Raw genomic sequence first — 26,947 nt, 5'->3', positions numbered from 1 at the left:
ACGTCGAAACGATGCGGCGTGTGAATCCGGCGTCAGGCGACGTCGACGCGTGCGGGCCCGTCCACCATCTCGCCGATCACCGCCGCGCGGTCGAAACCGTCGGCACGGAAGCACGCGAGCACGTCCTCGACCGCTTCCGGCGCGCATGCGACCAGCAGCCCGCCCGACGTCTGCGGATCGGTCAGCAGCGCCTGCGCGACGGGCGGCAGCGCGTCGGCAAGCCGCACATCGGTGCCGTACGCGGCCCAGTTGCGGCCCGACGCACCGGTGAACACGCCGTCGGCCACGAACGTCTCGACGCCCGCGAGCCACGGCAGCGACGCATAGTGCACGCGCGCGGTGAGCCGCGCGCCGCGCGCCAGTTCGAGCGTATGGCCGAGCAGCCCGAAGCCCGTGACGTCGGTCAGCGCATGCACGCCCGACAGCGCGGCGAGTTCGGCGCCCGGCCGGTTCAGCTTGGTGGTGGTCGCAACCATCTGCGCGTAACCGTCGGCATCGAGCTGGTTCTTCTTCAGCGCGGCCGACAGCACGCCGACGCCGAGCGGCTTGCCGAGCACGAGCACGTCGCCCGCGCGCGCGGCCGCGTTGCGCTTCACGCGCGACGGATGCACGACGCCGATCGCCGCGAGCCCGTAGATCGGCTCGACCGAATCGATCGAATGACCACCCGCGACCGGAATGCCGGCCTCCGCGCATACCGATTCGCCACCGCGCAGCACGGCCGCGATCGTTTCGTGCGGCAGCACGTTGATCGGCATGCCGACCAGCGCGAGCGCGAGAATCGGCTTGCCGCCCATCGCATAAACGTCGGACAGCGCGTTGGTGGCCGCGATGCGGCCAAAGTCGAACGGATCGTCGACGATCGGCATGAAGAAATCGGTGGTCGCGACGATCGCCTGCTCGTCGTTGAGCCGGTAGACGGCCGCGTCGTCGGACGTCTCGGTGCCGACCAGCAGATCGGGGAACAACGCGGGCGGCGTCGCGCGCTTGAGCAGTTCGGACAGCACGCCCGGCGCGATCTTGCAGCCGCAGCCGCCGCCGTGCGACAGGCTCGTGAGGCGCGGAACGGCGGGCGGGGCTTGGGTGGCTTCGGTCATCGTCGGCATCCGGTGAATAACAACGTTCTATTATCGGCAATTCCGCGCGAGCGCGCGCGGTACGCTCGCCGCGTTGCGGAGCGTATTGCGCTTCGATCGGCCTTTGACGGAATCGCAACGAGCCGATATTGCCGTGCTCACGCGTCAAGCCAGCGCCACGGCCCCGCCGAACGCCCGCTCGTCGATCGCCTCGGCCAGCGTCGCGAACGCGGTCGCGATCTCGTCTTCCGGCACGCACGCATAGCCGAGCAGCAAACCCGATGCAGCCCGCGAACGATCCGCGTAATACCCGGACAGCGGCCGCACGACGATGTTGCGTTCGAGCGCGGCCTGCGCGACCGCGCGATCGTCGACGCCCGCCGGCAATTGCGTGACGAGATGCAGCCCCGCGTCGCTGCCGAGCGCGTGCAGCGTATCGCCATAGCGGCGCGCGACCGCGTCGAGCAGCACCTCGCGGCGTTGCCCGTACAGCGTACGCATCTTGCGGATATGCGACACGAAATGCCCTTCCGCGATGAATTCGGCGAGCACGGCCTGCTGCAGCAACTGCCCTTCGCGATACAGCTCGGCGCTCGCGGTCGCGAAACTTTCCGCGAGCGGCTCCGGCGCGACCAGATAGCCGACCCGCAGCCCCGGGAACAGCGTCTTGCCGAAACTGCCGACGTAGATCACCTGCCCGGCCGTGTCGAGCCCCTGCAGCGACGCGAGCGGCCGGCTGCCATAGCGGAATTCGCTGTCGTAGTCGTCCTCGATGATCCAGCAGCCGTGCTGGCGCGCGTATTCGAGCAGCATCCGCCGCCGCGCGAGGCTCATCACCATCCCGAGCGGATACTGGTGCGACGGCGTGACGAGCATCAGCTTCGGCGGCTCGGCGAGATCGGCGGCCGACGGCGCGATGCCTTCGTCGTCGACCGGGATCGGTCGCGTGGTCAGCCCCGACACGTTCAGCACGCTGCGCACGCCCCAGTAGCACGGATCCTCGGTCCAGATCGCGTCGCCCGGGTCGGTCAGCAAGCGCACCGCGAGATCGATCGACTGGTGGATACCAGTCGTGATCACGATCTGCTCGGGCGTGCAGCGCACCGAGCGCGACGTGCGCAGGTAGTCGGCCAGCGCCTCGCGCAGCAGCGCGAGCCCGCCGCCGGGTGCGTAGGTCAGCAGGTCCGGGCGCAGGCGCCGCCAGTACTTGTTGTGCAGCCGCGTCCAGACACGCGCCGGAAATCGCGACACATCGGGCACGCCCGGCATGAACGCGCCGCCCTGGCGCTTCGACACGCCGGCGCCCTCGACGAGCCGCGTGCCGCGCGTAGACAGCCGCCGCGTGGACGAAGGCACGACCGCCGGCCCGCCAGCCGGATCGGCCGGCGCGCCGACGATCTCGTCGGGCGCGCTGTCGGCGACGAACGTGCCGCGGCCCGTCGCCGAGTTCACGTAGCCTTCGAGCGCAAGCTGTTCGTAAACCTGTGTGACCGTGTTGCGCGCGATCCCGAGCTCGGCGGCCAGCAGCCGCGACGACGGCACGCGCGTGCCGGCCGGCAGTTCGCGCGACAGGATCGCCTGTTGCAGCAGCCGGTGAAGCTGCCGGTAGATCGGCTGTTCGCCGCCGCGCACGAGGCGCTGCGCCAGCCAGTCCGACAACACGCTCGCGCGCATGATTGGCTCCTGAATATTTATTGAAATGGCTCTGATTGCCGGAGCCAAATGTGATTATAGTCGCCTCCATGGGCCGCCAAGGCGGCCGATTTTCTACTCACCGGGAAGAACATCAAGGAGATGACCGTGAAGAATGCCGATCTGCAGGCCCGCAAGAACGCCGCCACCCCGCGCGGCGTCGGCGTGATGTGCGATTTCTACGCAGCCCGCGCCGAGAACGCGGAGCTGTGGGATGTCGAAGGCCGCCGCTTCATCGATTTCGCCGCCGGCATCGCGGTGCTGAACACGGGCCACCGCCACCCGAAGATCGTCAAGGCGATCGCGGATCAGTTGAACAACTTCACGCACACCGCTTACCAGATCGTCCCGTACGCGTCGTACGTCGAGCTGGCGGAGAAGATCAACGCACGCGCGCCGGGCGACTTCCCGAAGAAGACCGCGTTCTTCACGACCGGCGCCGAAGCCGTCGAGAACGCGATCAAGATCGCGCGTGCGGCGACCGGCCGTCCGGGCGTGATCGCATTCTCGGGCGGCTTCCACGGCCGCACGATGATGGGCATGGCGCTGACCGGCAAGGTCGCGCCGTACAAGCTGAACTTCGGCCCGTTCCCGGGCGACGTGTTCCACGCGCCGTACCCGAACGCCGTGCACGGCGTGACGACCGCCGACTCGATCAAGGCGATCGAGATGCTGTTCAAGGCCGACATCGATCCGAAGCGTGTCGCCGCGATCATCTTCGAACCGGTCCAGGGCGAAGGCGGCTTCAACCCGGCGCCGGCCGAATTCGTGCGCGCGCTGCGCAAGATCTGTAACGAACACGGCATCCTGCTGATCGCCGATGAAGTGCAGACGGGCTTCGCACGCACCGGCAAGCTGTTCGCGATGCAGCACTACGACGTGCTGGCCGATCTGATCACGATGGCGAAGAGCCTCGCCGGCGGCATGCCGCTGTCGGGCGTCGTCGGCCGTGCGGACGTGATGGACGCAGCGGCGCCCGGCGGCCTCGGCGGCACGTACGCGGGCAACCCGCTGGCCGTCGCATCGGCGCACGCGGTGCTCGAGATCATCGACGAAGAGAAGCTGTGCGAGCGCGCGACGCAGCTCGGCGACGTGCTGAAGGCGAAGCTGAATGCGCTGCAGGCCGACGTGCCGCAGATCGCCGACGTGCGCGGCCCGGGCGCGATGATCGCGGTCGAATTCCTGAAGCCGGGTTCGGGCGAGCCGGATGCCGAATTCACGAAGCGCGTGCAGACGCGTGCGCTCGAGCGCGGCCTGCTGCTGCTCGTGTGCGGCGTGTACTCGAACGTCGTGCGCTTCCTGTTCCCGTTGACGATCCCGCAAGCCGTGTTCGACGAAGCGCTCGCGATCCTCGAGGAAGTGCTGAAGGAAACGGTCGGCGTGCCGGCCTGAGTGCCCGTCCACGTCAACTGAATGCGCCGCCGCCGTCGCGACGACGGCGGCGGCCGTTTTCATCGGTCCTTATCCGTCCTTTTTCGAAGCAGGCGATTCACATGAGCACCGTTCAGGAAACCCTGGCACTGAAAGATCCGTCGCTGTTCCGCCAGCAGGCGTACATCAATGGCGAATGGCAACACGCGGCGACCGGCGAGTCGTTCGACGTCCGCAATCCGGCGACGGGCGGCCTGCTCGGCACCGTGCCGGCGATGGGCACGGCCGAGACGCGTCACGCGATCGAGGCCGCGAACGCCGCATGGCCGGCGTGGCGCAAGAAGACCGCGAAGGAACGCGCGACGATCCTGCGCAGGTGGCACGACCTGATGATGGAAAACGCCGACGACCTCGCGCTGATCCTGACGACCGAGCAAGGCAAGTCGCTGGCCGAAGCGAAGGGCGAGATCGGCTACGCGGCGTCGTTCCTCGAGTGGTTCGCGGAAGAAGGCAAGCGCGTGTACGGCGACACGATCCCGACGCCGGCGAGCGACAAGCGCATCGTCGTGACGAAGGAAGCGATCGGCGTGTGCGCGGCGATCACGCCGTGGAACTTCCCGGCGGCGATGATCACGCGCAAGGTCGGCCCGGCGCTCGCCGCGGGCTGCCCGATCGTCGTGAAGCCGGCCGAGGCGACGCCGTTCTCCGCGCTCGCGATGGCCGTGCTGGCCGAGCGCGCGGGCGTGCCGGCCGGCGTGTTCAGCGTCGTCACGGGCGATCCGAAGGCGATCGGCGGCGAGCTGACGTCGAACCCGATCGTGCGCAAGCTGTCGTTCACCGGCTCGACGCCGGTCGGCCGCCTGCTGATGTCGCAATGCGCGGCGACGGTCAAGAAGGTGTCGCTGGAACTCGGCGGCAACGCGCCGTTCATCGTGTTCGACGACGCCGATCTCGATGCGGCCGTGCAGGGCGCGATCGCGTCGAAGTACCGCAACAGCGGCCAGACGTGCGTGTGCACGAACCGCTTCTACGTGCACGAAGCCGTGTACGACCAGTTCGCGCAGAAACTCGCGGCGGCCGTCGGCCAGTTGAAGGTCGGCCGCGGCACGGAGCCGGGCGTCACGCAGGGCCCGCTGATCAACGAAGCCGCCGTGCTGAAGGTCGAGGCGCACATCGAGGACGCGCTCGCGAAGGGCGCGACTGTCGTGACGGGCGGCAAGCGCCACGCGCTCGGCCACGGCTTCTTCGAGCCGACCGTGCTGACGGGCGTCACGCCGGCGATGAAGGTCGCGAAGGAAGAGACGTTCGGGCCGCTCGCGCCGCTGTTCAAGTTCGGCAGCGACGACGAGGTGATCCGTCTCGCGAACGACACCGAGTTCGGCCTCGCCGCCTACTTCTACAGCCGCGACATCGGCCGCGTGTGGAAGGTGGCCGAGGCGCTCGAATACGGGATGGTCGGCGTGAACACGGGCCTGATCTCGAACGAAGTCGCGCCGTTCGGCGGCGTCAAGCAATCGGGCCTCGGCCGCGAAGGCTCGCACTACGGCATCGACGACTACGTCGTGATCAAGTACCTCTGCCTCGCCGTCTGACGGTTCGGGGCCTGCCGCTTTCGGCGACAGGCCCTGGCCGCCCGGCCGGAACCGGGCGGCCCGACGCGGGCCGGTACCCCTCTCCGTCGCGCCCGCGTCACCCTTCCTCTCGTTCCGCGATCAGCGGAATACGTTCACCGCCTCCACCAAACGCGTCGCCTGCTGCTTCAGGCTTTCCGACGCCGCCGTGCTCTGCTCGACGAGCGCCGCGTTCTGCTGCGTGATGTTGTCCAGGTGCACGACCGCCTGGTCGACCTGCGCGACGCCCGTGCTCTGCTCGGCCGTCGACGAACTGATCTCCGCGATCAGATCCGACACGCGCTTCACCTGCGTGACGATGTCCTCCATCGTCTTGCCCGCGCCGTCGACGATCCGCGCGCCCGATTCGACACGCTCGACGCTCGCACCGATCAGCGTCTTGATCTCCTTCGCCGCGTTCGCGCTGCGCTGCGCGAGCGCCCGTACTTCGCCCGCCACCACCGCGAAGCCGCGCCCCTGATCGCCCGCCCGCGCGGCCTCGACGGCTGCGTTCAGCGCGAGAATGTTGGTCTGGAACGCGATGCCGTCGATCACGCCGATGATGTCCGCGATCTTGCGCGAGCTGGCGGTGATGTCGTTCATCGTCGCGACGACTTCGCTCACCGCCTGCCCGCCGCGCCCGGCCGCCTCGCTCGCGGAAACCGACAACTGATTCGCCTGCAGCGCCGTCTCCGCATTGCTCGACACGGTGGCCGTCATCTCGGCCATCGACGCGGCCGTCTGCTGCACGCTCGTCGACGCCTGCTCGGTACGTGCGCTCAGGTCGTTGTTGCCCTGCGCGATCTCGTTGCTCGCGCGCTGCACGTTCAGCACCTGCTCGCTGACGTCGTCGACGAGCCAGCGAAACATCAGCCCGAGCTGGTTGATCGTGCGCAGCGTCATGCCGATCTCGTCGACGCGGTTCATCCGCACGCCGCTGCGGCTTTCGCCGGTCGCCACGCGCAACGCCTCGTCGCGCAGTTCCCGCAGCGGCCGCACGATCTGTGCGTCGAGCCACAGCCCGGCCGCCGCCGTCACGCCGACCGCCGCACCGGCAAATGCCGCGAGCGCCCCGCCGGTCAAACCGCCCGCCCAGCCGGCGCCGATGACGGCCGGCGCCAGCACGCACAGCGTCGATACCAGCCGGGCTCGCACCGACATCGTCTGGAACAGCGACGCGACGCGCAGTGCACCCGTGCGAACGATCAATCCCTTGTGGAAGCGGCGGCTGCCTGCCTTGCCTTCGCGGAAATCGCGATACAGCGCCTCGGCGGCCGCGATCTCGTCGCGCGTCGCCTTCGTGCGCACCGACATGTAGCCTTTCGGCTGCCCGTTGCGCATCACCGGAATCGCGTTCGCACGCACCCAGTAGTGATCGCCGTTCTTGCGGCGGTTCTTCACGAGCGCGGTCCACGGCTCGCCGCCCTGGAGCGTCGCCCACATGTCGGCGAACGCCTCTTTCGGCATGTCCGGATGCCGCACCACGTTGTGCGGCTGACCTTCGATCTCCTCGGGAGAAAAGCCGCTGACCTGAATGAATGCCGCGTTCGCGTACGTGACGTAGCTGTCGGCATCGGTCGTCGACATCAGCGTCGCATCGTCGGCAAATTCGAATTCGCGTTGCGTGACGGGCTGGTTGTTGCGCATGGTGTGGAGCTCCGGGTGGCGGATCTTGCGTCCGCTCGTCGATTGATTCGAGACCCCACGCATGACGATCGAGTCGCATGCGTGTAAGTCGACTCCTGCGCTTTCGGCAAATTCGGCGAAAACATTATGCCGAATCCGGATAAATATGCATTAAACATGCATCATCGTGTTTTTGCCGAACAATATGTTCATGGATAAACGAATTGCCTTATCGGGCATGGGTTTGCCGGCGATTCGTCTGATCATTCGACCTCGTGCATCCGGCCTGATTCAACGTGCGCCGGTAAAATCGGAAATACGAATATTTCTCGTTTTCCGCCATTCGATTCAATCCAAAAATCCGAATGAACGCTGTGCGCGACACGCCGGATTCATCGATCGAACCCGCACGTCGCGCACGCTTTTACGCCGTCACCTGAACACGTTCACCGCATCCACGAGCCGCGTCGCCTGCTGCTTCAGGCTCTCCGACGCCGCCGTGCTCTGCTCGACCAACGCCGCGTTCTGCTGCGTGATGTTGTCCAGATGCACCACCGCCTGGTCGACCTGCGCGACGCCCGTGCTCTGCTCGGCCGTCGACGAACTGATCTCCGCGATCAGATCCGACACGCGCTTCACCTGCGTGACGATGTCCTCCATCGTCTTGCCCGCGCCGTCGACGATCCGCGCGCCCGATTCGACGCGCTCGACGCTCGCGCCGATCAGCGTCTTGATCTCCTTCGCCGCGTTCGCGCTGCGCTGCGCGAGCGCGCGCACCTCGCCCGCCACCACCGCGAAGCCGCGGCCCTGTTCGCCTGCGCGTGCGGCCTCGACGGCTGCGTTCAGCGCGAGAATGTTGGTCTGGAACGCGATGCCGTCGATCACGCCAATGATGTCCGCGATCTTGCGCGAGCTGGCCGTGATGTCGTTCATCGTCGCGACGACTTCGCTCACCGCCTGCCCGCCGCGCCCGGCCGCCTCGCTCGCGGAAACCGACAACTGATTCGCCTGCAGCGCCGTTTCTGCATTGCTCGACACGGTGGCCGTCATCTCGGCCATCGACGCGGCCGTCTGCTGCACGCTCGACGCGGCCTGTTCGGTACGCGCGCTCAGGTCGCTGTTGCCCTGCGCGATCTCGTTGCTCGCGCGCTGCACGTTGTGCACCTGCTCGCTGACGTCGTCGACGAGCCAGCGAAACATCAGCCCGAGCTGGTTGATCGTGCGCAGCGTCATGCCGATCTCGTCGACACGGTTCATTCGCACGCCGCGCCGGCTTTCACCGGTCGCGACGTTCAGCGCCTGCTCGTGCAGCCGCTTCAGCGGTTGCACGATCTGCGCGTCGAGCCACCAGCCGGCCGCGGCCGCCACGCCGGCCGTCACGCCGGCAAACGCCGCGAGCCCGCCGCCGGTCAACCCGCCCGCCCAGCCAGCGCCGACGACCGTCGGCGCCAGCACGCACAGTGCCGAATGAACGCGCGCACGCACCGACATCGTCTGCGCCAGCGACGCGACACGCAGCAGCCCGGTGCGGATCACGAGCCCCTTGTGGAACCGGCGCCGGCCGGCCTTGCCTTCACGAAACGCGCGATACAGCGCGTCCGCGGCTTCGCGCTCGTCGTGCGGCGCCTTCGTGCGCACCGACATGTAGCCGTGCGGCGCGCCGTCGCGCATCACCGGAATCGCGTTCGCGCGCACCCAGTAGTGGTCGCCGTTCTTGCGGCGGTTCTTCACGAGCGCGGTCCACGGCTCGCCGGCCTGAAGCGTCGCCCACATGTCGGCGAACGCTTCCTTCGGCATGTCCGGGTGACGCACCACGTTGTGCGGCTGGCCGACGAGTTCCTCGTTCGAGAAACCGCTTACCTGCGCGAACGTCGTGTTCGCGTAAGTGATGATGCTGTCGGCATCGGTCGTCGACATCAGCGTGACGTCGTCGGGAAAATCGAATTCCTGTTGGGTAACGGGCTGGTTGTTGCGCATGCAAGGCTCCGAAAGGCGGATCTATCGTCCGCGCCGCGCTGAATTCGCGCTCAGTAGCCGAAAAACGGTTGTTCGCTTTACGACACTCTCGTCCTTACTGTCGGCAATTCACCGGAAAACCTTAATCCTGTCGTGCATAAACTATGCAAATCGGCCATTGCCATGATTTCGATCAAACATTCAGGCGATAATCGCAACTCGCGTTTATCCGCTTGTCACAACGCGCCGCCCGGCGTGCCAATGCCGGCATCCGTTGCGCGTGGCGAAACGATTTGACTTATCCTGCTCCATTCCACCGGAATTCGAATTCGATGAAAAAGGCATGGCACGAACTGAATCGGTTGTCCTGGAATACGGCGACGGTCGCGCATAACAGCCATAAAGGCGATCAGGCTGCATTTTTCCGCAATGGCGGCTCGACGCTGTTTCCGGAAGAACGCGAACTGCTCGGCGATCTCGCGGGTCTGCGGCTCCTGCACCTGCAATGCAACGCCGGACAGGACACGCTGAGCCTCGTGCGCGACGGCGCGGACGCAACCGGCGTCGACATCTCCGACGAGGCGATCGACTTCGCGCGGCAACTGTCGGCGGACGCGGGCCTGCCCGCGCGGTTCGAGCGCGCCGACATACTCGACTGGATGCCCGAAGCCGCCACGCGCGGCGAACGCTTCGATCGCGTATTCACGTCGTACGGCGCGATCTGCTGGCTGTCGGACCTGACCGCATGGGCGCGCGGGATCGCCGCGCTGCTCGCGCCGGGCGGCCGCTTCGCGATGGTCGAGTTCCATCCGTTCGCCCTGTATTTCGACGAACAGTGGCGGCCGCGTTACGACTACTTCAACGGCGACGCGACCGAGGAACCCGCAGGCGTCGGCGATTACGTCGCGGCCTCCGGCACGGGGCTCGGCGCGCAGCACGACCATCCGGGCATCGTCGATTTCGCGAACCCGCATCCGAGCTACGAGTTCATGTGGGGCATCGGCGACGTGGTGAATGCGCTGGTCTCGGCCGGGCTCGTGATCGACCGCTTGAACGAATATCCGTACTCGAACGGCTGGAAGGGCTTCGACGGCATGCGCGAACTGGACGGCCGCCGGATGGTGCCGCCCGAAGGCATGCCGCGCCTGCCGTTGATGTACGCAATCGCCGCGCACCGGGTAGCCGCGTGACGCGCCGCACTACCGCCGAACGCGACGCGCTGTCGGCCCGCCCGCTGGCCCGCGACGACGTGCCGCTCGTGTGGACCATCGACCGGCGCGAAATCATCGAGCACCTGTACGTGCTGCGCGACGGCGCGCTGCATCTCGTGCCCGAGTTCTACGACGTGGCCGGCTGGCCCGACGGCGAAGCCGATCACTACACGCCGATCCTGCTCGACTGCCACGACCGCGGCGGCTGGTTTCTCGGCAGGTTCGACGGCACGCGGCTCGTCGCGGCCGTCGTCGTCGACAGCCGGCCGCTGGGCCCGCAGCGCGACATGCTTCAGTTGAAGTTCCTGCACGTGAGCCTCGATTGGCGCGGTTGCGGACTCGGCGAACAGCTCTATCGCGCGGCGCAGATGCAGGCACGTGCAATGGGTGCCGAGCGCCTGTATGTGTCGGCCACGCCGTCGCGGCGCACGATCGACTTCTACCTGCGGCTCGGCTTCACGGTCAGCACGGCGCCCGATCCCGAGCTTTACGCGCTCGAGCCCGAGGACATTCACCTCGAAGGGCCGACGACCTGACGGCCCGGTACGCGGATAGCGGCGCGTCTGCCGCGACTGTCGCAGGCCGATTAACGACGAAAGCGACGACGGGCGGCACGAGACAACTCGTGCCGCCCGTCATGGCGGAAACAGCGCGTCGGTGGAGCGGCGCGTACGCGGCCGCTTCACCGCATCGCGCCGGTCAGACGCGTTCGATCGCGATCGCGATGCCCTGGCCGACGCCGATGCACATCGTGCACAGCGCGAAGCGGCCGTTCGTGCGATGCAGCTGGTACATCGCGGTCGTCACGAGGCGCGCGCCCGATGCGCCGAGCGGATGGCCGAGCGCGATCGCGCCGCCGTTCGGGTTCACGCGCGGATCGTCGTCGGCGACGCCGAGCATGCGCAGCACCGCGAGGCCCTGCGACGCGAACGCTTCGTTCAGTTCGATCACGTCGAACTGGTCGATCGTCATCCCGAGCCGCGCGAGCAGCTTCTGCGTGGCCGGCGCGGGGCCGATGCCCATCACGCGCGGCGCGACGCCGGCCGTCGCGATCCCCAGCACGCGGGCGCGCGGCGTCAGGCCGAAGCGCTTCGCGGTTACCTCGTTCGCCAGCAGCAGCGCGGCGGCGCCGTCGTTGACGCCCGATGCGTTGCCGGCCGTGACCGAGCCGTCCGGGCGCACGACGCCCTTCAGCTTCGCGAGCGCTTCGAGCGACGTTTCGCGCGGATGCTCGTCGCGCGACACGACCACCGGATCGCCCTTCTTCTGCGCAATCGTGACCGACACGATTTCTTCAGCCAGCGTGCCGTCCTGCTGCGCGCGCGCCGCCTTCTGCTGGCTGCGCAGCGCGAACAGGTCCTGATCCGCGCGGCTGACGTTGTAGTCGACCGCGACGTTCTCGGCGGTTTCCGGCATCGAATCGACACCGTGCAGCTGTTTCATCAACGGATTGACGAAGCGCCAGCCGATCGTCGTGTCGTGGATGTCGGCCTGCCGCGCGAACGCGCTCGCGGCCTTGCCCATCACGAACGGCGCGCGCGTCATGCTCTCGACGCCGCCCGCGACCATCAGCGCGGCTTCGCCCGACTTGATCGCACGCGCGGCCACGCCGACCGCATCCATCCCCGAACCGCACAGGCGGTTGATCGTCGAACCCGGCACGCCCTGCGGCAGGCCCGCGAGCAGCAGCGACATGCGCGCGACGTTGCGGTTGTCCTCGCCGGCCTGGTTCGCGCAGCCGTAGATCACGTCGTCGATCGCCGTCCAGTCGACGTCGCGATTGCGCTCGACGAGCGCCTTGAGCGGCACCGCGCCCAGATCGTCGGCGCGCACGCCCGACAGTGCACCGCCGTAACGCCCGATCGGCGTACGGATCGCATCACACAGAAAAGCTTCGGTCATCAGTGTCTCCGGTCCCGTGAAAGGCTGGGAAATGAACAGGGCGCGCCCCTTGCATTGCCCGCCGGGATGCGCTTAAATGTTCTATATACGAACATAAGATCGTGTATCGAACGTTCAACGCATCATAGGGAGTGCGGGGATGCCCTGTCAAGCGCGCGGCGCGCCGGGCGGTTGGCGTGTCGGGCCCCATGCGCTATCTTCTCGGCTGCACGACATTCCAGGCCCTCATGACAACCGACGATATTCAGACGAAACCCGGCGACTCCTATGTACAGTCGTTCGCGCGCGGCCTCGCGGTGATCCGCGCGTTCGACGCGGCGCGCCCGGAGCAGACGCTCACCGAGGTCGCGTCGGCCACCGGCCTCACGCGCGCGGGCGCGCGCCGGATCCTGCTCACGCTGCAGACGCTCGGCTACGTCGAGGCCGACGGCCGGCTGTTCCGGCTCACGCCGAAGATCCTCGAGCTCGGCTTCGCGTACCTGACGTCGATGCCGTTCTGGAATCTCGCCGATCCGGTGATGGAGCAACTGTCGGAACAGATCCACGAAAGCTGTTCGGCCGCGGTGCTCGACCGCACCGAGATCGTCTACGTGCTGCGCGTGCCGACCCGCAAGATCATGACGATCAACCTGTCGATCGGCAGCCGGTTGCCCGCGTACTGCACGTCGATGGGCCGCGTGCTGCTGTCCGCGCTCGACGACGCGGCGCTCGACGAAACGCTCGCGCAGAGCGGCATCCGCGCGCACACGCCGCGCACGATCACCGACATCGGCGAACTGAAGGCGACGATCGCGCAGGTGCGCCAGCAGGGCTGGGCCGTGGTCGATCAGGAACTCGAGGTGGGGCTGATGTCGCTGTCCGCGCCGATCCGCAACCGGCGCGGGCAGATCATCGCCGCGATGAACATCAGCGGCAACGCGCAGCGGCATACCGCGAAGCAGATGGTGAAGGAGTTTCTCGGCCCGCTGCAGCAGGCCGCGCAGACGGTATCGGAACTGGTGGCGCGGCGGGGGTGAGCGCGGGCGCGGAACACATCAGTCCGTATTCCGCGCTGCGCTGCGGGGCCTGATTTGCAACCGTGCCCGTTGCATCGCTTGCTGCAGCCGTTCGGTCAGCACCGCACGCGGCGGCAAAGCCGTCAGATACTCCGCCACGTGGATGCCGGACTTATCCAGTTCCAGCAGCTCGATCTGCTCTGATTTTTTTCCGGTGCAGAGAATGATTCCAAGGGGTGGCGCTTCATCAGCCTCCCGCTCGTGTCTGTCGAGCCAGCGCAGATACAGCTCCATCTGCCCCTTGTACGCGGCCTTGAACTCACCGACCTTCAACTCTACAGCGACCAGCCGCCGCAGCTTCCGGTTGTAGAACAGCAAGTCGAGATGGAAATCCTCGTCGTCGATCTGGATGCGCTTTTGCCTCGCGACGAACGTGAAGCCGGCACCCAGCTCCAGCAGAAAGGCTTCCATTTCGCGAATGATCGCGGTCTCCAGGTCGCCTTCCTGCCAGGTGTCGCGCAAACCCAGGAAATCGAGAATATATGGATCGCGCATGATGAGGCTGGGTGACATGCGTTGTGCATCCCGCATCGTTGCCAGCTCCGCGGCGATCAGCGCATCCGGCTTCCGTGAAAGCGCGGTGCGCTCGTACAACATCGAGTCGATACGCTCGCGCAGCGTCCTGACGCTCCAGCGTTCCACATTGGCCATCTGCGCATAGTAGTCACGTTGACGCGGGTCTTTCAGCGGAATCAACGCAATGAAATGTGTCCAGCTCAATTGTCGTATCAGCGATACGACAATCCGCTCGTCCGGAAAGGTCACGGCAAACTGCACCATGCGGCGAAGATTCTTCACGGCGAAGCCGCCGCCGTAATCTTTCGTCAACTGCGCCGCAAGCGTGGGAAGCACTTCCTCACCATAGTCGGCCCGTTTGCCCGCAAGGACTTCGACATGAACGAGCCGGCCAATGCGCCAATAAAGCATCGTCAGCTCGCTATTCACCGCGGACGCGGCGCGCTGCCGCGCCGCTTCGATCAAGGCGCGGATGTTCCCCAACAGGGTTCGTGTCGCGACGGGCGATGCGACGACAACCTTACGTCGGATCATGTTGTTGCCTCCTATGCGCCGCGGCCGCAATCGTCCGGTATCCGCTCGCGTGCTCCTCGAGGGCGCCGACATCGGCCCGCTGCCGAACCGTCGTCGCAGTGAAATAAAAAAACGGGCGACACAGGCCGCCCGCGAAAACTCCAATCGCTCTGCAACATCCTTCTTGCAAAACACGGAGCGAACTCCGCGTCGCTCAATTTACGGGCGCGCGCGCGTCCGATCAATTTGACGGGAACGAAATTGCGCTCCGAATCCGTCGGACACGGCGTCGTCACGCCCCCAGCAGCACCCCCTTTCGCACCGGCACCGTGCCCGTCACGCGCCCGAGCGGCGCGCCGGCCGTCACGAAGCGGATCGCGCGCCGCATGTAGAACACGCCGTCGGTCGCGCTCGAGATCGTCGTGACCGCATCCGTCAGCGGATCGACGATGTCGAACAGCGGATCGCCGGCGCGGATCATCGCGCCGATCGGCGCACGGTGCACGAGAATCCCGCTCACCGGCGCGTAAAACTGCTCGCTGCCCGCGAGCGGCGTGGCCGGCGCGGCCAGCGGCGGCAGCGGCGCGCGTTCGCCGCGCACCGCGCCGCACCAGACGAGATAGTCGACCAGCGCGTCGGCGTCGCGGCGCGCGTAGTCGTACGTCACGTCGCGCTGGCCGCGACACTCGACCGTCACGGCCACGGTACCCGACGCCATCGGCGTGCCGGACGGCAAATGCGTGCGCAACCGTGACCACAGCAGATGATGCGCGTCGTCGAACGCATTCCCGCCCGAATCCTCCGCGAGCAGCGACACCTCCGCGCCGAGATAACGCGCGAGCGGCTCCACGTCCGGCCACGCGGTGTCGCTCGTGTACACGTGCATCACCGCTTCGAGCGAGCAATGCAGGTCGATCACGACGTCGGCGTCGTGCGACAGTTTCAGCAGCGCAAGCTGCAGCGCATCGAATTCGGTGCGCGGCGCGATTTCATCGAGCGCCGCGCCGACGCATTCGCGCACGATCGCGCGATTGCGCACGCCGTCGTCGCCCAGCCGGTCGCGCGCACGTGCGGCGATCTCCGCGAGCGGCAGGAAGCCGCGATTGAAGTTGCGGCCGGTCGCGAGATCGAACCGGCCGATGAACTGCCCGAGCAGATGATGATTGAGGCCGACCGGGTTGGCCACCGGCACGAGCACGATTTCGGCCGCGAGCCGGCCTTCGGCGTCAAGTTGCGCGAGGCGCTGCTTGAGCATGACCGCGGCAAGCATCGCGGGCGTCTCGTCCGCGTGCAGCGCGGCCTGCAGGTAGATCTTGCGGCCGCAGTCGGCCGGCCCGAAATGAAAGCTCGTCAGCGTGCGCTGCGTGCCGATCGACGGCGACAGGAGCGGCGTGGTGCGAATCTGCATCGATGATCCTGAACCGATGAAAAGGGGAATCGGGAGAACGAGCCAGCGCGACGCTCGGTCGCCGTACGGGTTGAAATCGAAATACTGCTCCGCGATCCAGCGGTGCGCGGACGGTAGGCGCGCATGGCCGCGCCGCCACCCGCATCGCGCGTCAGTCCAGCGATTCGCGCGCCGTCTCGCGCAGCATCGCGACCGCGATCAGCGACAGCACCACGCATGCGGCCACGTAGCCGGCCGGTGCGAGCTTGCTGCCGGTCGTCTTCACGAGCCACGTCGCGATCAGTTGCGCGGTGCCGCCGAAGATCGTCACCGCGAGCGCATACGCGATCGAGATGCCCGTCGCGCGCACGTGGCGCGGAAGCGACTCGCACATCAGCGCCATTTCCGACGCCGAGCCGAGCGAATAGAACAACAGCATCAGCGCGGTCAGCGGCAGGATCACCGACAGCGTCGGATGATGGTTCATCAGCCAGAACGCCGGGAACAGTAGCGCGACCAGCACGCCGCGGCCGACGAAGATCGGCAGGCGCCGGCTGCCGAGCTTGTCCGACAGCCAGCCGAACAGCGGGCACGTGACCAGCATCACGCAGCCCGACGCGACGCCGACGAACATCGACAGCTTCATCGGCAGGCCGAGCGTATGAATCGCGTAGGTCGGCATGTAGAAGGTCAGGATGTAGGTCGACACCGTGCCGCCCATTACCGTGAGCATCAGCAGCACCACCGTGCGCGTGTGCTTCGAGAACAGTTCGTGCAGCACGCCGCGCTCGATGCCGTGATGACGGTCGCCGGGCGCGTCGTCCGCGAGCCGGCGACGCAAGAACATCCCGACCGGCGCGATCAGCACGCCGACGAGGAACGGCAGCCGCCAGCCCCAGCTTTCCAGCGCGTCCTTCGTCATCGTGTTCGACAGCAGCGCCGCGAACCCGGAGCCCATCAGCGCGGCGCCGCCCTGCGTCGCGAGCTGCCAGCTCGCGCGGAACCCGCGGCGCGACGTGCCGCCCTGTTCGAGCAGCGTCGACGTCGCCGCGCCAAATTCGCCGCCCTGCGAGAAGCCCTGCAACAGCCGCGCGAACACGACGAGCAGCGGTGCGGCCACGCCCACTTGCGCATGGGTCGGCGCGATCGCGATCAGGCCGGTGCCGAGCGCCATCAGCATGATCGTCAGGTTCAGCGCGGCCTTGCGCCCCTTGCGGTCCGCGTAGACGCCGAGCACGACGCTGCCGAGCGGCCGCGTGAAGAAGCCGGCGGCGAAGGTCGCGACCGACAGCAGCAGCGACGTGGTCGGGTCGCTCGACGGGAAGAACAGCTTGCCGATCAGCACCGCGAAGAAGCCGTACACGGTGAAGTCGAAGAATTCCAGCCAGTTGCCGATCACGGCCGCGGCGATCGCGCCGCGTCGCGTGACGGCAGGCGCGCCGCGCGCATCGCCTTCGACGGCGCCCGTCGACGCGGGGTGCAGCGCGAGATGGTCTTTCTGCATCGCTATCCTCTCCTGTCAAAGCAGCCGGAAGCGCCGGCCGCACGCCGCCGCCGCGATCACTGCCCGAGGTAACGCTCGACGAGGCGCGTCCAGAACGCCGCGCCGATCGGCAGGTTGCGATCGTTGAAGTCGTATTTCGGGTTGTGCACCATGCAGCCGTCCTCGCCTTCGCCGTTGCCGAGCCGCACGAACGAGCCCGGCCGCTGCTGCAGCATGAACGCGAAATCCTCGCTGCCCATCAGCAGGTCGGTCTGCTCGACCACGTGCGCATCGCCGACGAGTTCGCGTGCGACCTGAGCCGCGAAGTCGGTTTCGGCATCCGAATTAATGACGACCGGATAGCCTTCGATGTATTCGACGTTCGCGGTCGCGCCGTAACTCGCGGCCTGCGTTTCGGCCAGCTCGGTGATGCGGCGCTTGAGCAGCGCGCGCACTTCCGGGCTGAACGAACGCACGCTGAGTTCGAGGCGCGCGCCGTTCGGAATCACGTTGTTCGCGGTGCCCGCGTGCATCGAGCCGACCGTGACGACCGCCGGCTGCGACGGGTCGACGTTGCGCGCGACGATCGTCTGCAGCGCCATCACGATGCTCGCCGCGACGACGACCGGATCGACCGTCAGGTGCGGCCGCGCCGCATGGCCGCCGACGCCTTCGATCGTGATGATCGCCTTGTCGCCCGCCGACATGAACGGGCCGCGCCGCATGAGAAACACGCCCGGCGCCGCGCCCGGATGGTTGTGCATGCCGAACACGGCGTCGCACGGGAAGCGCTCGAACAGGCCGTCGTCGATCATCTTCTTCGCGCCGCTGTCGACGCCGTGCTCCTCCGCCGGCTGGAAATACAGGTGTACGGTTCCGGAGAAGTTGCGCGTCTTCGCGAGATGCTGCGCGGCGCCGAGCAGCATCGTCGTATGGCCGTCGTGGCCGCATGCGTGCATCTTGCCGTGCGTGCCGCTCGCATACGGCAGGCCGGTCGCCTCGACGATCGGCAGCGCATCCATGTCCGCGCGAATGCCGATGCTGCGCGCGCCGTCGCCCACGCGCAGCGTGCCGACGACGCCCGTCTTGCCGACGCCGCGCGTCACCTGCCAGCCCCATTGCTCGAGCTTGTCCGCGACGAGCGCGGCCGTGTCGTGCTCTTCGTATGCGAGTTCCGGATGGTGATGGATGTGGTGACGGATCTCGCGCAGCCCGCCGGCGGCGGGCATCAGATCCTCGACTTCGGTGAATCGGGTATCGGTGGTCATCAAGGGGCTCCTGCCGTTCGTCTGCGCACGCCGGGCGAGGCGTGCGGGAAAGCGAGCCACTATATCGAGCCGATATCGGTTCAATAAGATGCGGAATTTTTCACCGTGATAACGCTTTTTAATCAGGGTTAACACGGCCTGACGGGTCACAACTGGGGCTTTCGGTCAGATGCGGGTACGGCTTTCGATTAGATCCGGCTATGGCTGCCTCACGCATCGCTGAAACGCCCGTAACCGAAATCCCGTCGGGACGAAGCTTGCCCAAGTCTCGTAGACATCAACGATTCTCTTCCGCTTCGTGGAGCGCCGACGCAAGGACCATCGCGTCGGCATTGAGCGGCCTTGGGCGGCCACGGGGCTGATAGACGGCGTCACCGGGCCGGACCGGCCGGCCGCTGATCGCACACACCGCGCTGGTGCGAGCGCGGGTTGCATGCCACGCCTGATCGCCATACGAACAATGCGTCGAATCGTGCCATGCAATCGTTACCGCTGTCGCGCTCACGCGGTCGACGAACCTCACCGAGACGGTCCGCCGCTCCGCGCCGGTCGTCCGCAGACGCAACCGACGTTCCGTCCAGCGTGCACACAACGACTCGCTCGAAGACGCGAACGATCGCGCATCGTCGCTTCGGCACAATTGGAGAAGCAGACCCAGCGTCTGCTTCCATGGATCCACCGCCATCACGTCAGTCGCGGAATTCATCGTTGTCCTCGTTGCGTCGGTACGTTGACTTGTTTTTCTCCCGGCGCGCGCCGCACAAGGCGCGCGATTCGAGCCTTTGTAGCTCGCCAATGCGTCACCTCGCAACGCTCGTCTTCGTTCAGCACGAGTTCCGCCTTCGGTCGTCCCGTCGCCATGTTGACGTCCCACGTTCCGTTGACGTCAACATACTGCGTCAACATGGACCAGTTACCGACGGAACGGGACGCTGGCATTGACGACCGTGGCGCCGGCCCTTCCACCGCGTGCCACAGCGCAGAACGTATCGCAATGCAATCGCTTCAAGCCTCGCCCGTCGACGCGACCAACATGTCGATCAAGGTGCGGGACGCGGCCGACAGGCGGCGATGCGGTGCGTAGACGACCGAAAACGGCCGTGTACGCCCGCGCAAATGGGGCAATACTTCGACGAGGTTTCCGGCCCGGATCCGATCCTGAACGATGAAGTCATAGGTCTGGCAGATACCGGCGCCACTCTGCGCCATCGACACGACACCGAGCACGTCGTCGGACACCGCGACGTTCGAAGCCGGCAGCCAATCGATGTCGCGATCGCCGTCACGGAATACCCAGGGCGCGATACGGCCGCTGCTGGGCAGCATGAACGGCAAACAAAGATGGTGCTCCAGGTCGGCCACGTTTCCGGGCGTGCCGGCGTGGGCGACGTACTCGGGCGACGCGACAAGGCATAGCGCCGCATCCTCGAGCTTGCGCGCGACCAGACCGCTGTCCGGCAATTCGCCCAGACGGATCGCCAGGTCGAAACCTTCGGCCACGAGATCCACGTTCCGGTTCGCGATGTTCAACTCCACGCGAACGTGCGGGTGTTCCCGCGTGAACCGTCGAAGCAGCGGCGGCAGACGATAGTGCCCGTACGTCGTCGGTACGCTCAGCCGGACATGGCCGGTCAAGGTACCGCCGTGCCCCTGAATGGCCCGCTCGGCGTCATCGATCAGCAAAAACGCCGCACGCGATTGCTCCAGATAGAGCCTGCCGTGCTCCGTCAGGCTCAACCGCCGCGTGGAACGACGCAGCAACTGCGTGCCCAGCCGGGCCTCCAGACGTGTGATGGCCCGGCTCAACACGGAAGGCGTGCTCCCCAATGCGACCGCACCGGCAGTCATCGAGCCTTTTTCGACCACCGTCACGAACGCTTCCACGTCACCGAGATGGTCGAATTTACGCGCCATCTTGTCCTCCAAAGAACAAAAGCTTTACTTTTGCGCCAGTTTATCTTCATCGATGAGCCAAATAAAGTGCGTGCGTCGTGACTGCATCGTCGAGTCACCCGTTGAAATCCAGGAGCACAGCATGAATGGCGAACATCGCGAGCGGCAGCATCTGCAGGTTCTATTCGTACTCACGAGCCACGCGAAGAAAGGCTCAACCGGCGAGCCGACCGGTTTCTATCTCGGCGAAGTGACGCATCCGCTGGCTGAACTGGACGCGGCCGGCATTCCCGTCGAATTCGCATCGATTCAGGGCGGCGAACCGCCGGTCGACGGGCTCGACCTGACCGATGAAATCAATGCGCGCTATTGGAACGACCGCGATTTCCGCGACGCGCTCCGCCACACGCAGCGGCTGGGCGACGTCGATGCGTCGAAGTATGCCGCTGTCTTCTTTGCCGGCGGCCACGGCGCGATGTGGGACTTTCCGGGCAATCGCGACGTGCAGAAAGTGACCCGCGACATTCATGACGCGGGTGGCGTGGTCGGCGCGGTGTGTCATGGGCCGGCCGCACTGGTCGACGTGAAGCTCGGCGACGGCACATATTTCGTCGCCGGCAAGAATTTGAGCGCCTTCACGGACGAGGAAGAACGGGCCGTCCAGCTCGATCGCGTCGTGCCGTTCCTGCTCGCGAGCACCTTGAAGCAGCGCGGCGCACTTCACCATCCCGTGCCGAACTGGACCGCCAAGGTCGTCGTCGACGGACGGCTGGTGACGGGCCAGAACCCGCAGTCGGCCGCCGGCGTGGGCGCCGCGATGCGTCATCTGTTGCTCGCCCGTTCACGACAAGCTTGAACCTTCCCGATGGAGAAAACGATGTATTCGATGCGCAAGCTCGCCGTTGCGGCAATGCTCGGCATTGCCGCGTACGGCGCTCATGCGGCCAACGTGCTCGTGGTGTTGTCGGATTCCGATCACCTCGACCTGAAGGATGACAAGGTCTTCGCGACGGGCTTCTACCTGAACGAGCTGATGCAGCCCGTGAAGGCGCTGCTCGATGCCGGCCATCAGGTGACCTTCGCCACGCCGGAGGGCAAGGCACCGACGCTGGACGTCACGTCGGCCGACAAGATGTACTTCAACGGCGACGAGAACGCGATGCGCGACTATCGGGCCTTGCTCGACCGGCTACAAATCACGTCGCGCACGCATTCCCCGGTGATCAGCCTGTCGCGGGTGGAGCAGATCGGCTACGCGCACTTCGATGCCGTCTATGTTCCCGGCGGCCATGCGCCGATGCAGGACCTGTCGACCAGTGCCGCCGTGGGCAGATTGCTGGCCGACTTTCACGCGCGCGACAAGACCACGGCGCTCGTTTGCCACGGCCCGATTGCGCTGCTGTCGACGCTGCCGGATGCGCCGGGCTTTGCACGAAAGCTCGCGGCGGGAAACGCGGGCGACGGCGACACGAAATGGATCTACGCCGGCTACCGGATGACGGTGATCAGCAACGCGGAAGAAGAGCAAGCCAAAGGGCTGCTCGGCGGCGGCGCGATGAAGTTCTATCCGCAGACTGCATTGCAGCGCGCGGGTGGAATCTACAGCAGCAACGCGGTGCCGTTTACCGCGCACATGGTCACCGACCGTGAATTGATCACCGGACAGAATCCGGCGTCGGCGCTGGATGTCGCCGGCGAAATGCTGAAGCGGCTCAAGTAGTCATGCCGTGCAATCGACCGGCAATGCCGGTTACTCGATGAGTAAAGGAGAAGCAAACCGTGGATCTGCAACTTGAAGGAAAAACTGCGATCGTCACCGGTGCCACTGCCGGCATCGGCATGGCCATCGCGCGAACGTTGGCCGCGGAAGGCGTCGCGGTCACGATCACGGGGCGGCAACGAGACAAGCTCGACGCAGCCGTCGCGGAGCTCTGCGCTGCCGCGCCGCGCGGCAGCGTACGCGGCGTCGTCGCCGACGTGAGCGGCGACCGAGGCGTCGCGGAGCTGATCGATGCACAGCCGGACACGGATATTCTCGTGAACAATCTCGGCTACTACGAAGCCAAGCCGTTCGCGGAGATCACCGATGACGACTGGCTGCGAATGATCGACGTCAACGTGATGTCGGGTGTCAGGCTGTCACGTCATTACTTTCCTCGCATGCTCGCGAAGAACTGGGGGCGAGTGATTTTCATGTCCAGCGAAGTCGGCGCCTTCACGCCGCCGGACATGGTGCACTACGGTGTCAGCAAATCGGCTCAACTCGCGGTTTCGCGCGGAATGGCCGAACTGACGAAGGGAACCGGCGTGACCGTCAACAGCGTACTGCCATCCGCCACGCGATCCGAAGGCATCGTCGCATATCTTCGGCAAACCGCGCCACGGCCCGGTATGACCGATGCGGAAATCGAATCGCACTTCTTCGACACGTATCGTCCGAGCTCGCTGATTGCCCGCATGATCGAGGCCGACGAGATTGCCGCGATGGTGGCGTTGCTCGCCAGTCCTCTGGGTGCGGCATCCAATGGCGCCGCGGTGCGCGTCGAGGGCGGCACCTACCGGTCGATTCTCTGAGATGGCACGCGAAGTGCATCGACGCCAGGCGATACCATCGAAGAACAGGCCGATCGGATAAGCGATACGCGGTTTTGGGTTGCCGTCTTTTTCGATGGCGAGCGAAGTCGCCGTCGCAACCGGTACCAGATCGCCGAAGCTGGTATCAGGTGGGATTACCCTTGCGTTATGAGCACGACCAAGCGGGCGCTTGCCCCATCCGCCTTCAAATGTATCCCCCGATTGCGGAGGACATCGCTTTGTTGGCGGCTTCAAGTTTCGCGACATCCTCCCCGCGCTATGCGAATCCGTACAGCTTCGCGGGATTGGTGACGAATATCCGTTGCTGCCAGTCCGCACGCCCGATCCAGCCCGCGATCACGTCCAGCATGCTTGCATCGTCGGGCTTGTCCGTCTTCTGCGTGGGGTGCGGCCAGTCGGTGCCCCAGAGCATGCGCTCCGGCGCCATGTCGATGCCGCCGGCAACGAACCTCCCGGCTCAGCCAATTTCCTTCAACGCCCGCAGCCCGTCCGGCAGCACCGCATCCGGAAACTGCGTCGACAGCGTCGCATCCCGCCACCGCGCCGCCTCTTCCGCGCGCTGCCGCTCCGCCTGCTCGCAGACGAACAGCGCATCGCCGCCGAGCAGCAGGCGCAGCGGCACGTCGTCGCGGCGCGACAGGTCGACGATCAGCGCCGCGATCCGTGCGGGATCGCCGATCTCGTGACCGCCATACGCGCCGAGCAACTCGAGGATCTTCCCGACCGACGGTTGATAGTCGGGCAGCAGATCGTCGATGTCGCGCTTCGCCTGTGCGGCCCAGTCGGTGCGCATGCCGCCCGGTTCGAGCGTGCACACGCGCACGCCGAATGGCGCGGCTTCCTTCGCGAGCACGTCGCTGAATCCGCCGACCGCCCACTTCGCGGCCTGATACGCGGACAGTCCGGGCGTCGCCGTACGCCCGCCGACCGACGACACCTGGAAGATGTGCCCCGCGCGCTGCGCGCGCATCGTCGGCAGCACCGCGCGCGTGAGGTTGACCACGCCGAACAGGTTCGTTTCGATCTGGTCGCGGAAGGCTTCGGCGCTCATCTGCTCGAACGGCGCCGTGTGGCCGTAGCCCGCGTTGTTCACCAGCACGTCGATACGGCCGAACGCCGCGCGCGCCGCCGCGACGGCTTGCGCGGCCGCCGCTTCGTCGGTGACGTCGAGTTCGACCGGCAGCAGCCGGTCGCCATACCGTTCGGCCAGATCGGCCAGTCGCGCGGGATCGCGCGCGCCGGCCACCAGCCGGTCGCCCGCTGCCAGCACCGCTTCCGAAATCGCGCGACCGAGGCCACGTGCGGCTCCCGTTACCAACCAGACTTTCGACATTTTCCACTCCTTGATCGTGATGAAACCACCAAAATGAATGATTACTCACTCATTAATATGGGCGACGCATCGATCGTTCGTGACCTGCGTCGTCCTGCCTGAAACGCGCCGCCGTCGCCGCGGCACATGCCGCCACGACGCGAATACTAGACTCACACCGCGTGCAACACGGCCCACATCGCGCGAAACCCCGCTTCCCGGTAGGCATCGGCCCGCGCCGGATCGCGTGCGATCGACTCCATCGCCGTTTCCGCGATCGACGTAAACAACGCCGAGCAGAACGCATGCGCTTCGTCGCGGCTCAACGCGCCCGACGCGGCGACCTGTTCGCGCAGCAGCGCGCCGATCCCGCCGAAGCCTTCCGAGCCCGCGGCCCGATGCGCATCGTCGATGCGCCCGCTCACGCCCAACTGCCGCAGCGCGCGCCGTCCGTCCGGATTCGCGACGCCCCACGACACATAGCCGTTCCACGCATGCCGCACCGCCTGCTCGGCCGGCGCATGTTCCGGAAACCCGGTCATCATCGCTTCGCGCATGTCGGCCTTCAGGCTCACGTACAGCGCGTTCAACAACGCGTCCTTGGTCTCGAAGTACGTGAACACCGTGCCTTCCGCCACGCCGGCAAGCCGCGCAATGCGCGCGGTGGTCGCGCTCGCGCCGTCCTCGGCGAGCGCGCGCGCGGCCGCCGCGAGGATGGCTTCGTGCTTGTCGGGACTGCGCGGTCGGGCCACGGTCGACTCCTTTAATGAGTGAGTGCTCAATCATAATCGACCCATCATCGGAAATGCAAGCCCCGTTACATTGCGCGAACACAGACGCAAACCATCAAAACGGTGCACTATTAGCGTTTTGCCGTACCGGCACCGGCCAACCGGCGCCCGATGCCCTCGACGTTCGTTTCACGTTCACCGTTTCAAACCGCGAACCTCCCATGACGAATCAGCCTTCCCAGACCGCGGCCGACCGGCCCGTCGACATGATCATTTTCGGCGGCGGCGGCGACCTGGCCGCCCGCAAGCTGTTGCCCGCGCTGTACATGGCGCACCTGCACTGCAATCTTCCGCCCGAGACGCGCATTATCGCCGTCGGCCGCCGCGACTGGGGCATCGACGGCTATCGCAAGTTCATGGACGAGCAGTCGCGCCCGTTCATCGACGCGAAGGCGTTCGACGCCGACGCGTGGGCCCGCTTCCTCGACCTGTTCAAGTACGTGCTGATCGACGTGAACGCGCCGGACGACTATCAGCGGCTCGCGGAAGCGGCGCGCGGCGAGGCCGTGCGCGTGTTCTACCTGTCGACGTCGCCGGAGCTGTTCACGACGATCTGCGACAACCTGTCGGCCGCGCACCTCGTCGACGCGCATTCGCGCGTCGTCCTCGAAAAGCCGCTCGGCCACGATCTCGCTTCCGCGAAGGCGATCAACGACGCGGTCGGCAAGCACTTCGAGGAATCGCAGATCTACCGGATCGACCACTATCTCGGCAAGGAAACCGTGCAGAACCTGATGGTGCTGCGCTTCGGCAACCCGATCTTCGGGCCGCTGTGGCAGGCGCCGAACATCCGCAGCGTGCAGATCACGGTCGCGGAGACGGTCGGCGTCGGCAGCCGCGCGGGCTTCTACGACCATACCGGCGCGCTGCGCGACATGGTGCAGAACCACCTGCTGCAACTGCTGTGCATCGTCGCGATGGAGCCGCCCGTGTCGCTCGACCCGGACGCGGTGCGCGACGAGAAGCTGAAGGTGCTGCGCTCGCTGCGGCCGATGTCGCTGTCGGACGTCGCGCGCGACACGGTGCGCGGCCAGTACACGGCCGGCGCGGTCGACGGCCAGCCGGTCAAGGGCTATCTCGAGGAAGACAACGTGCCGGCGGACAGCCGCGCGGAAACCTTCGTCGCGCTGCGCGCGCACATCAACAACTGGCGCTGGGCGAACGTGCCGTTCTTCCTGCGCACCGGCAAGCGGCTGCAGCGCCGCCAGTCGGAAATCGTGATCGAGTTCGCGGACATGCCGTTCTCGATCATCCCGACCGGCCCGCGCAATTACGGCAACCGCCTCGTGATCCAGCTCCAGCCGGAAGAGTCGATCCAGTTGCAGATGCTCGCGAAGGAACCGGGCAGCGGCATGAACATGGTGCCGGTGAGCCTGAATCTCGACCTGCAGCAGGCGATTCCGGAACGGCGCGCGGAAGCGTACGAACGGCTGCTGATCGACGTGATCCGCGGCCGCCTCACGCATTTCATGCGCCGCGACGAGCTCGAAGCCGCGTGGTCGTGGGTCGAGCCGATCCTCGACGGCTGGAAGCAGCTCGGCGACCGGCCGCGCCTGTACACGGCCGGCACGTTCGGGCCCGCGGCCTCGTCGGCGCTGCTCGCGCGCGACGGGATGTCGTGGGCCGAAGAGGCGTAATCGTCGCACGACGGCGTGCCGACGCGCGGCACGCCGGCTCCCGAAGGGCAGCG

22 protein-coding genes and 1 pseudogene are annotated in these 26,947 nt (G+C 66.5%); 9 read left to right on the top strand and 14 right to left on the bottom strand.

Features of this window, described 5'->3' with window-relative positions; genetic code table 11:
• Positions 1 to 32 precede the first annotated feature (32 nt).
• Both selD and QZM15_RS10740 read right to left on the bottom strand, forming a co-directional pair.
• A complete protein-coding gene (gene selD, locus QZM15_RS10745) occupies positions 33 to 1,097 on the bottom strand; it encodes a selenide, water dikinase SelD (RefSeq protein WP_302106342.1) in 1,065 nt (354 codons plus the stop codon).
• Positions 1,098 to 1,241: 144 nt separating this feature from the next.
• The gene (locus QZM15_RS10740; protein ID WP_124860268.1) at positions 1,242 to 2,750 is read right to left on the bottom strand and encodes a PLP-dependent aminotransferase family protein; all 1,509 of its coding nucleotides are present in this window, start codon (positions 2,748 to 2,750) and stop codon (positions 1,242 to 1,244) included.
• 126 nt (positions 2,751 to 2,876) lie between these two features.
• Here QZM15_RS10740 and QZM15_RS10735 point away from each other — a divergent pair, with 126 nt between their 5' ends.
• Positions 2,877 to 4,160: a 4-aminobutyrate--2-oxoglutarate transaminase gene (locus QZM15_RS10735; RefSeq protein ID WP_059582213.1), complete on the top strand. Its 1,284-nt coding sequence runs from the start codon at positions 2,877 to 2,879 to the stop codon at positions 4,158 to 4,160.
• A 101-nt stretch (positions 4,161 to 4,261) separates the two neighbouring features.
• Positions 4,262 to 5,731 carry an NADP-dependent succinate-semialdehyde dehydrogenase gene (gene gabD, locus QZM15_RS10730; protein ID WP_124659146.1) on the top strand — a complete coding sequence of 490 codons (1,470 nt, stop codon included), beginning with the start codon at positions 4,262 to 4,264 and terminating at the stop codon, positions 5,729 to 5,731.
• A gap of 120 nt (positions 5,732 to 5,851) precedes the next feature.
• Here the strand turns inward: gabD and QZM15_RS10725 are convergent, their stop codons facing one another.
• Together QZM15_RS10725 and QZM15_RS10720 are read right to left on the bottom strand one after the other, a co-directional pair.
• A complete protein-coding gene (locus tag QZM15_RS10725) occupies positions 5,852 to 7,396 on the bottom strand; it encodes a PAS domain-containing methyl-accepting chemotaxis protein (RefSeq protein WP_059582210.1) in 1,545 nt (514 codons plus the stop codon).
• Positions 7,397 to 7,807: 411 nt separating this feature from the next.
• Positions 7,808 to 9,352, bottom strand: a complete 1,545-nt coding sequence (locus QZM15_RS10720; RefSeq protein ID WP_124860264.1) for a PAS domain-containing methyl-accepting chemotaxis protein — start codon at positions 9,350 to 9,352, stop codon at positions 7,808 to 7,810.
• A gap of 311 nt (positions 9,353 to 9,663) precedes the next feature.
• Here QZM15_RS10720 and QZM15_RS10715 point away from each other — a divergent pair, with 311 nt between their 5' ends.
• Both QZM15_RS10715 and QZM15_RS10710 read left to right on the top strand, forming a co-directional pair.
• The gene (locus tag QZM15_RS10715) at positions 9,664 to 10,521 is read left to right on the top strand and encodes a class I SAM-dependent methyltransferase (protein ID WP_060309898.1); all 858 of its coding nucleotides are present in this window, start codon (positions 9,664 to 9,666) and stop codon (positions 10,519 to 10,521) included.
• Entirely contained in the window at positions 10,518 to 11,078 is a 561-nt protein-coding gene (locus tag QZM15_RS10710; RefSeq protein ID WP_226223621.1) for a GNAT family N-acetyltransferase, read from the top strand. The genes QZM15_RS10715 and QZM15_RS10710 overlap by 4 nt, the downstream gene beginning before the upstream one ends.
• Before the next feature lie 163 nt (positions 11,079 to 11,241).
• Here the strand turns inward: QZM15_RS10710 and pcaF are convergent, their stop codons facing one another.
• Positions 11,242 to 12,444 (bottom strand): 3-oxoadipyl-CoA thiolase, encoded by a 1,203-nt coding sequence (gene pcaF / locus QZM15_RS10705; protein WP_099317975.1) that lies wholly within the window; start codon positions 12,442 to 12,444, stop codon positions 11,242 to 11,244.
• 227 nt (positions 12,445 to 12,671) lie between these two features.
• Here pcaF and QZM15_RS10700 point away from each other — a divergent pair, with 227 nt between their 5' ends.
• Complete coding sequence (locus QZM15_RS10700) at positions 12,672 to 13,460, top strand: IclR family transcriptional regulator (protein ID WP_059582012.1); 789 nt, start codon at positions 12,672 to 12,674, stop codon at positions 13,458 to 13,460.
• An 18-nt stretch (positions 13,461 to 13,478) separates the two neighbouring features.
• Here the strand turns inward: QZM15_RS10700 and QZM15_RS10695 are convergent, their stop codons facing one another.
• The 6 genes from QZM15_RS10695 to QZM15_RS10670 all read right to left on the bottom strand — a co-directional run bounded on the left by QZM15_RS10695 (position 13,479) and on the right by QZM15_RS10670 (position 20,580).
• A complete protein-coding gene (locus QZM15_RS10695) occupies positions 13,479 to 14,549 on the bottom strand; it encodes a YhcG family protein (RefSeq protein ID WP_060968284.1) in 1,071 nt (356 codons plus the stop codon).
• A 271-nt stretch (positions 14,550 to 14,820) separates the two neighbouring features.
• Entirely contained in the window at positions 14,821 to 15,936 is a 1,116-nt protein-coding gene (locus QZM15_RS10690; protein WP_302106341.1) for a succinylglutamate desuccinylase/aspartoacylase family protein, read from the bottom strand.
• A gap of 151 nt (positions 15,937 to 16,087) precedes the next feature.
• Entirely contained in the window at positions 16,088 to 17,419 is a 1,332-nt protein-coding gene (locus QZM15_RS10685) for an MFS transporter (protein WP_060011272.1), read from the bottom strand.
• A gap of 56 nt (positions 17,420 to 17,475) precedes the next feature.
• Positions 17,476 to 18,666 carry a M20 aminoacylase family protein gene (locus QZM15_RS10680; RefSeq protein ID WP_302106340.1) on the bottom strand — a complete coding sequence of 397 codons (1,191 nt, stop codon included), beginning with the start codon at positions 18,664 to 18,666 and terminating at the stop codon, positions 17,476 to 17,478.
• 277 nt (positions 18,667 to 18,943) lie between these two features.
• The gene (locus tag QZM15_RS10675; protein WP_302106339.1) at positions 18,944 to 19,372 is read right to left on the bottom strand and encodes a DUF3331 domain-containing protein; all 429 of its coding nucleotides are present in this window, start codon (positions 19,370 to 19,372) and stop codon (positions 18,944 to 18,946) included.
• Positions 19,373 to 19,671: 299 nt separating this feature from the next.
• Complete coding sequence (locus tag QZM15_RS10670) at positions 19,672 to 20,580, bottom strand: LysR family transcriptional regulator (protein ID WP_059582208.1); 909 nt, start codon at positions 20,578 to 20,580, stop codon at positions 19,672 to 19,674.
• Positions 20,581 to 20,701: 121 nt separating this feature from the next.
• Here QZM15_RS10670 and QZM15_RS10665 point away from each other — a divergent pair, with 121 nt between their 5' ends.
• Genes QZM15_RS10665 through QZM15_RS10655 form a run of 3 tightly spaced genes read left to right on the top strand, consistent with a single transcriptional unit; the run spans position 20,702 to position 23,133 of the window.
• Positions 20,702 to 21,415 carry a type 1 glutamine amidotransferase domain-containing protein gene (locus QZM15_RS10665; protein WP_302106338.1) on the top strand — a complete coding sequence of 238 codons (714 nt, stop codon included), beginning with the start codon at positions 20,702 to 20,704 and terminating at the stop codon, positions 21,413 to 21,415.
• Between the two features lie 21 nt (positions 21,416 to 21,436).
• Positions 21,437 to 22,279: a type 1 glutamine amidotransferase domain-containing protein gene (locus QZM15_RS10660; RefSeq protein ID WP_302106337.1), complete on the top strand. Its 843-nt coding sequence runs from the start codon at positions 21,437 to 21,439 to the stop codon at positions 22,277 to 22,279.
• Between the two features lie 59 nt (positions 22,280 to 22,338).
• Positions 22,339 to 23,133: an SDR family NAD(P)-dependent oxidoreductase gene (locus QZM15_RS10655; RefSeq protein ID WP_104013319.1), complete on the top strand. Its 795-nt coding sequence runs from the start codon at positions 22,339 to 22,341 to the stop codon at positions 23,131 to 23,133.
• Positions 23,134 to 23,410: 277 nt separating this feature from the next.
• On the opposite strand, the pseudogene QZM15_RS10650 reads toward QZM15_RS10655, so the two are convergent.
• From QZM15_RS10650 to QZM15_RS10640, 3 genes and pseudogenes are all read right to left on the bottom strand, one after another.
• Positions 23,411 to 23,587: pseudogene (locus tag QZM15_RS10650) on the bottom strand (amidohydrolase family protein); the annotation flags it as partial.
• Between the two features lie 24 nt (positions 23,588 to 23,611).
• Entirely contained in the window at positions 23,612 to 24,487 is an 876-nt protein-coding gene (locus QZM15_RS10645; protein ID WP_302106336.1) for an SDR family NAD(P)-dependent oxidoreductase, read from the bottom strand.
• 152 nt (positions 24,488 to 24,639) lie between these two features.
• Positions 24,640 to 25,218, bottom strand: a complete 579-nt coding sequence (locus QZM15_RS10640) for a TetR/AcrR family transcriptional regulator (RefSeq protein ID WP_226223602.1) — start codon at positions 25,216 to 25,218, stop codon at positions 24,640 to 24,642.
• Positions 25,219 to 25,418: 200 nt separating this feature from the next.
• Between QZM15_RS10640 and zwf the strand changes: the two genes are divergently transcribed.
• A complete protein-coding gene (gene zwf, locus QZM15_RS10635; RefSeq protein ID WP_059581987.1) occupies positions 25,419 to 26,894 on the top strand; it encodes a glucose-6-phosphate dehydrogenase in 1,476 nt (491 codons plus the stop codon).
• Positions 26,895 to 26,947: the final 53 nt, after the last annotated feature.

This window comes from Burkholderia sp. AU44665, from assembly GCF_030504405.1.
Classification (GTDB): Bacteria; Pseudomonadota; Gammaproteobacteria; order Burkholderiales; family Burkholderiaceae; genus Burkholderia; species Burkholderia semiarida.
The sequence above is the reverse complement of the archived record's forward strand: the minus strand, read 5'-3'. Positions and strand labels throughout refer to the sequence as shown.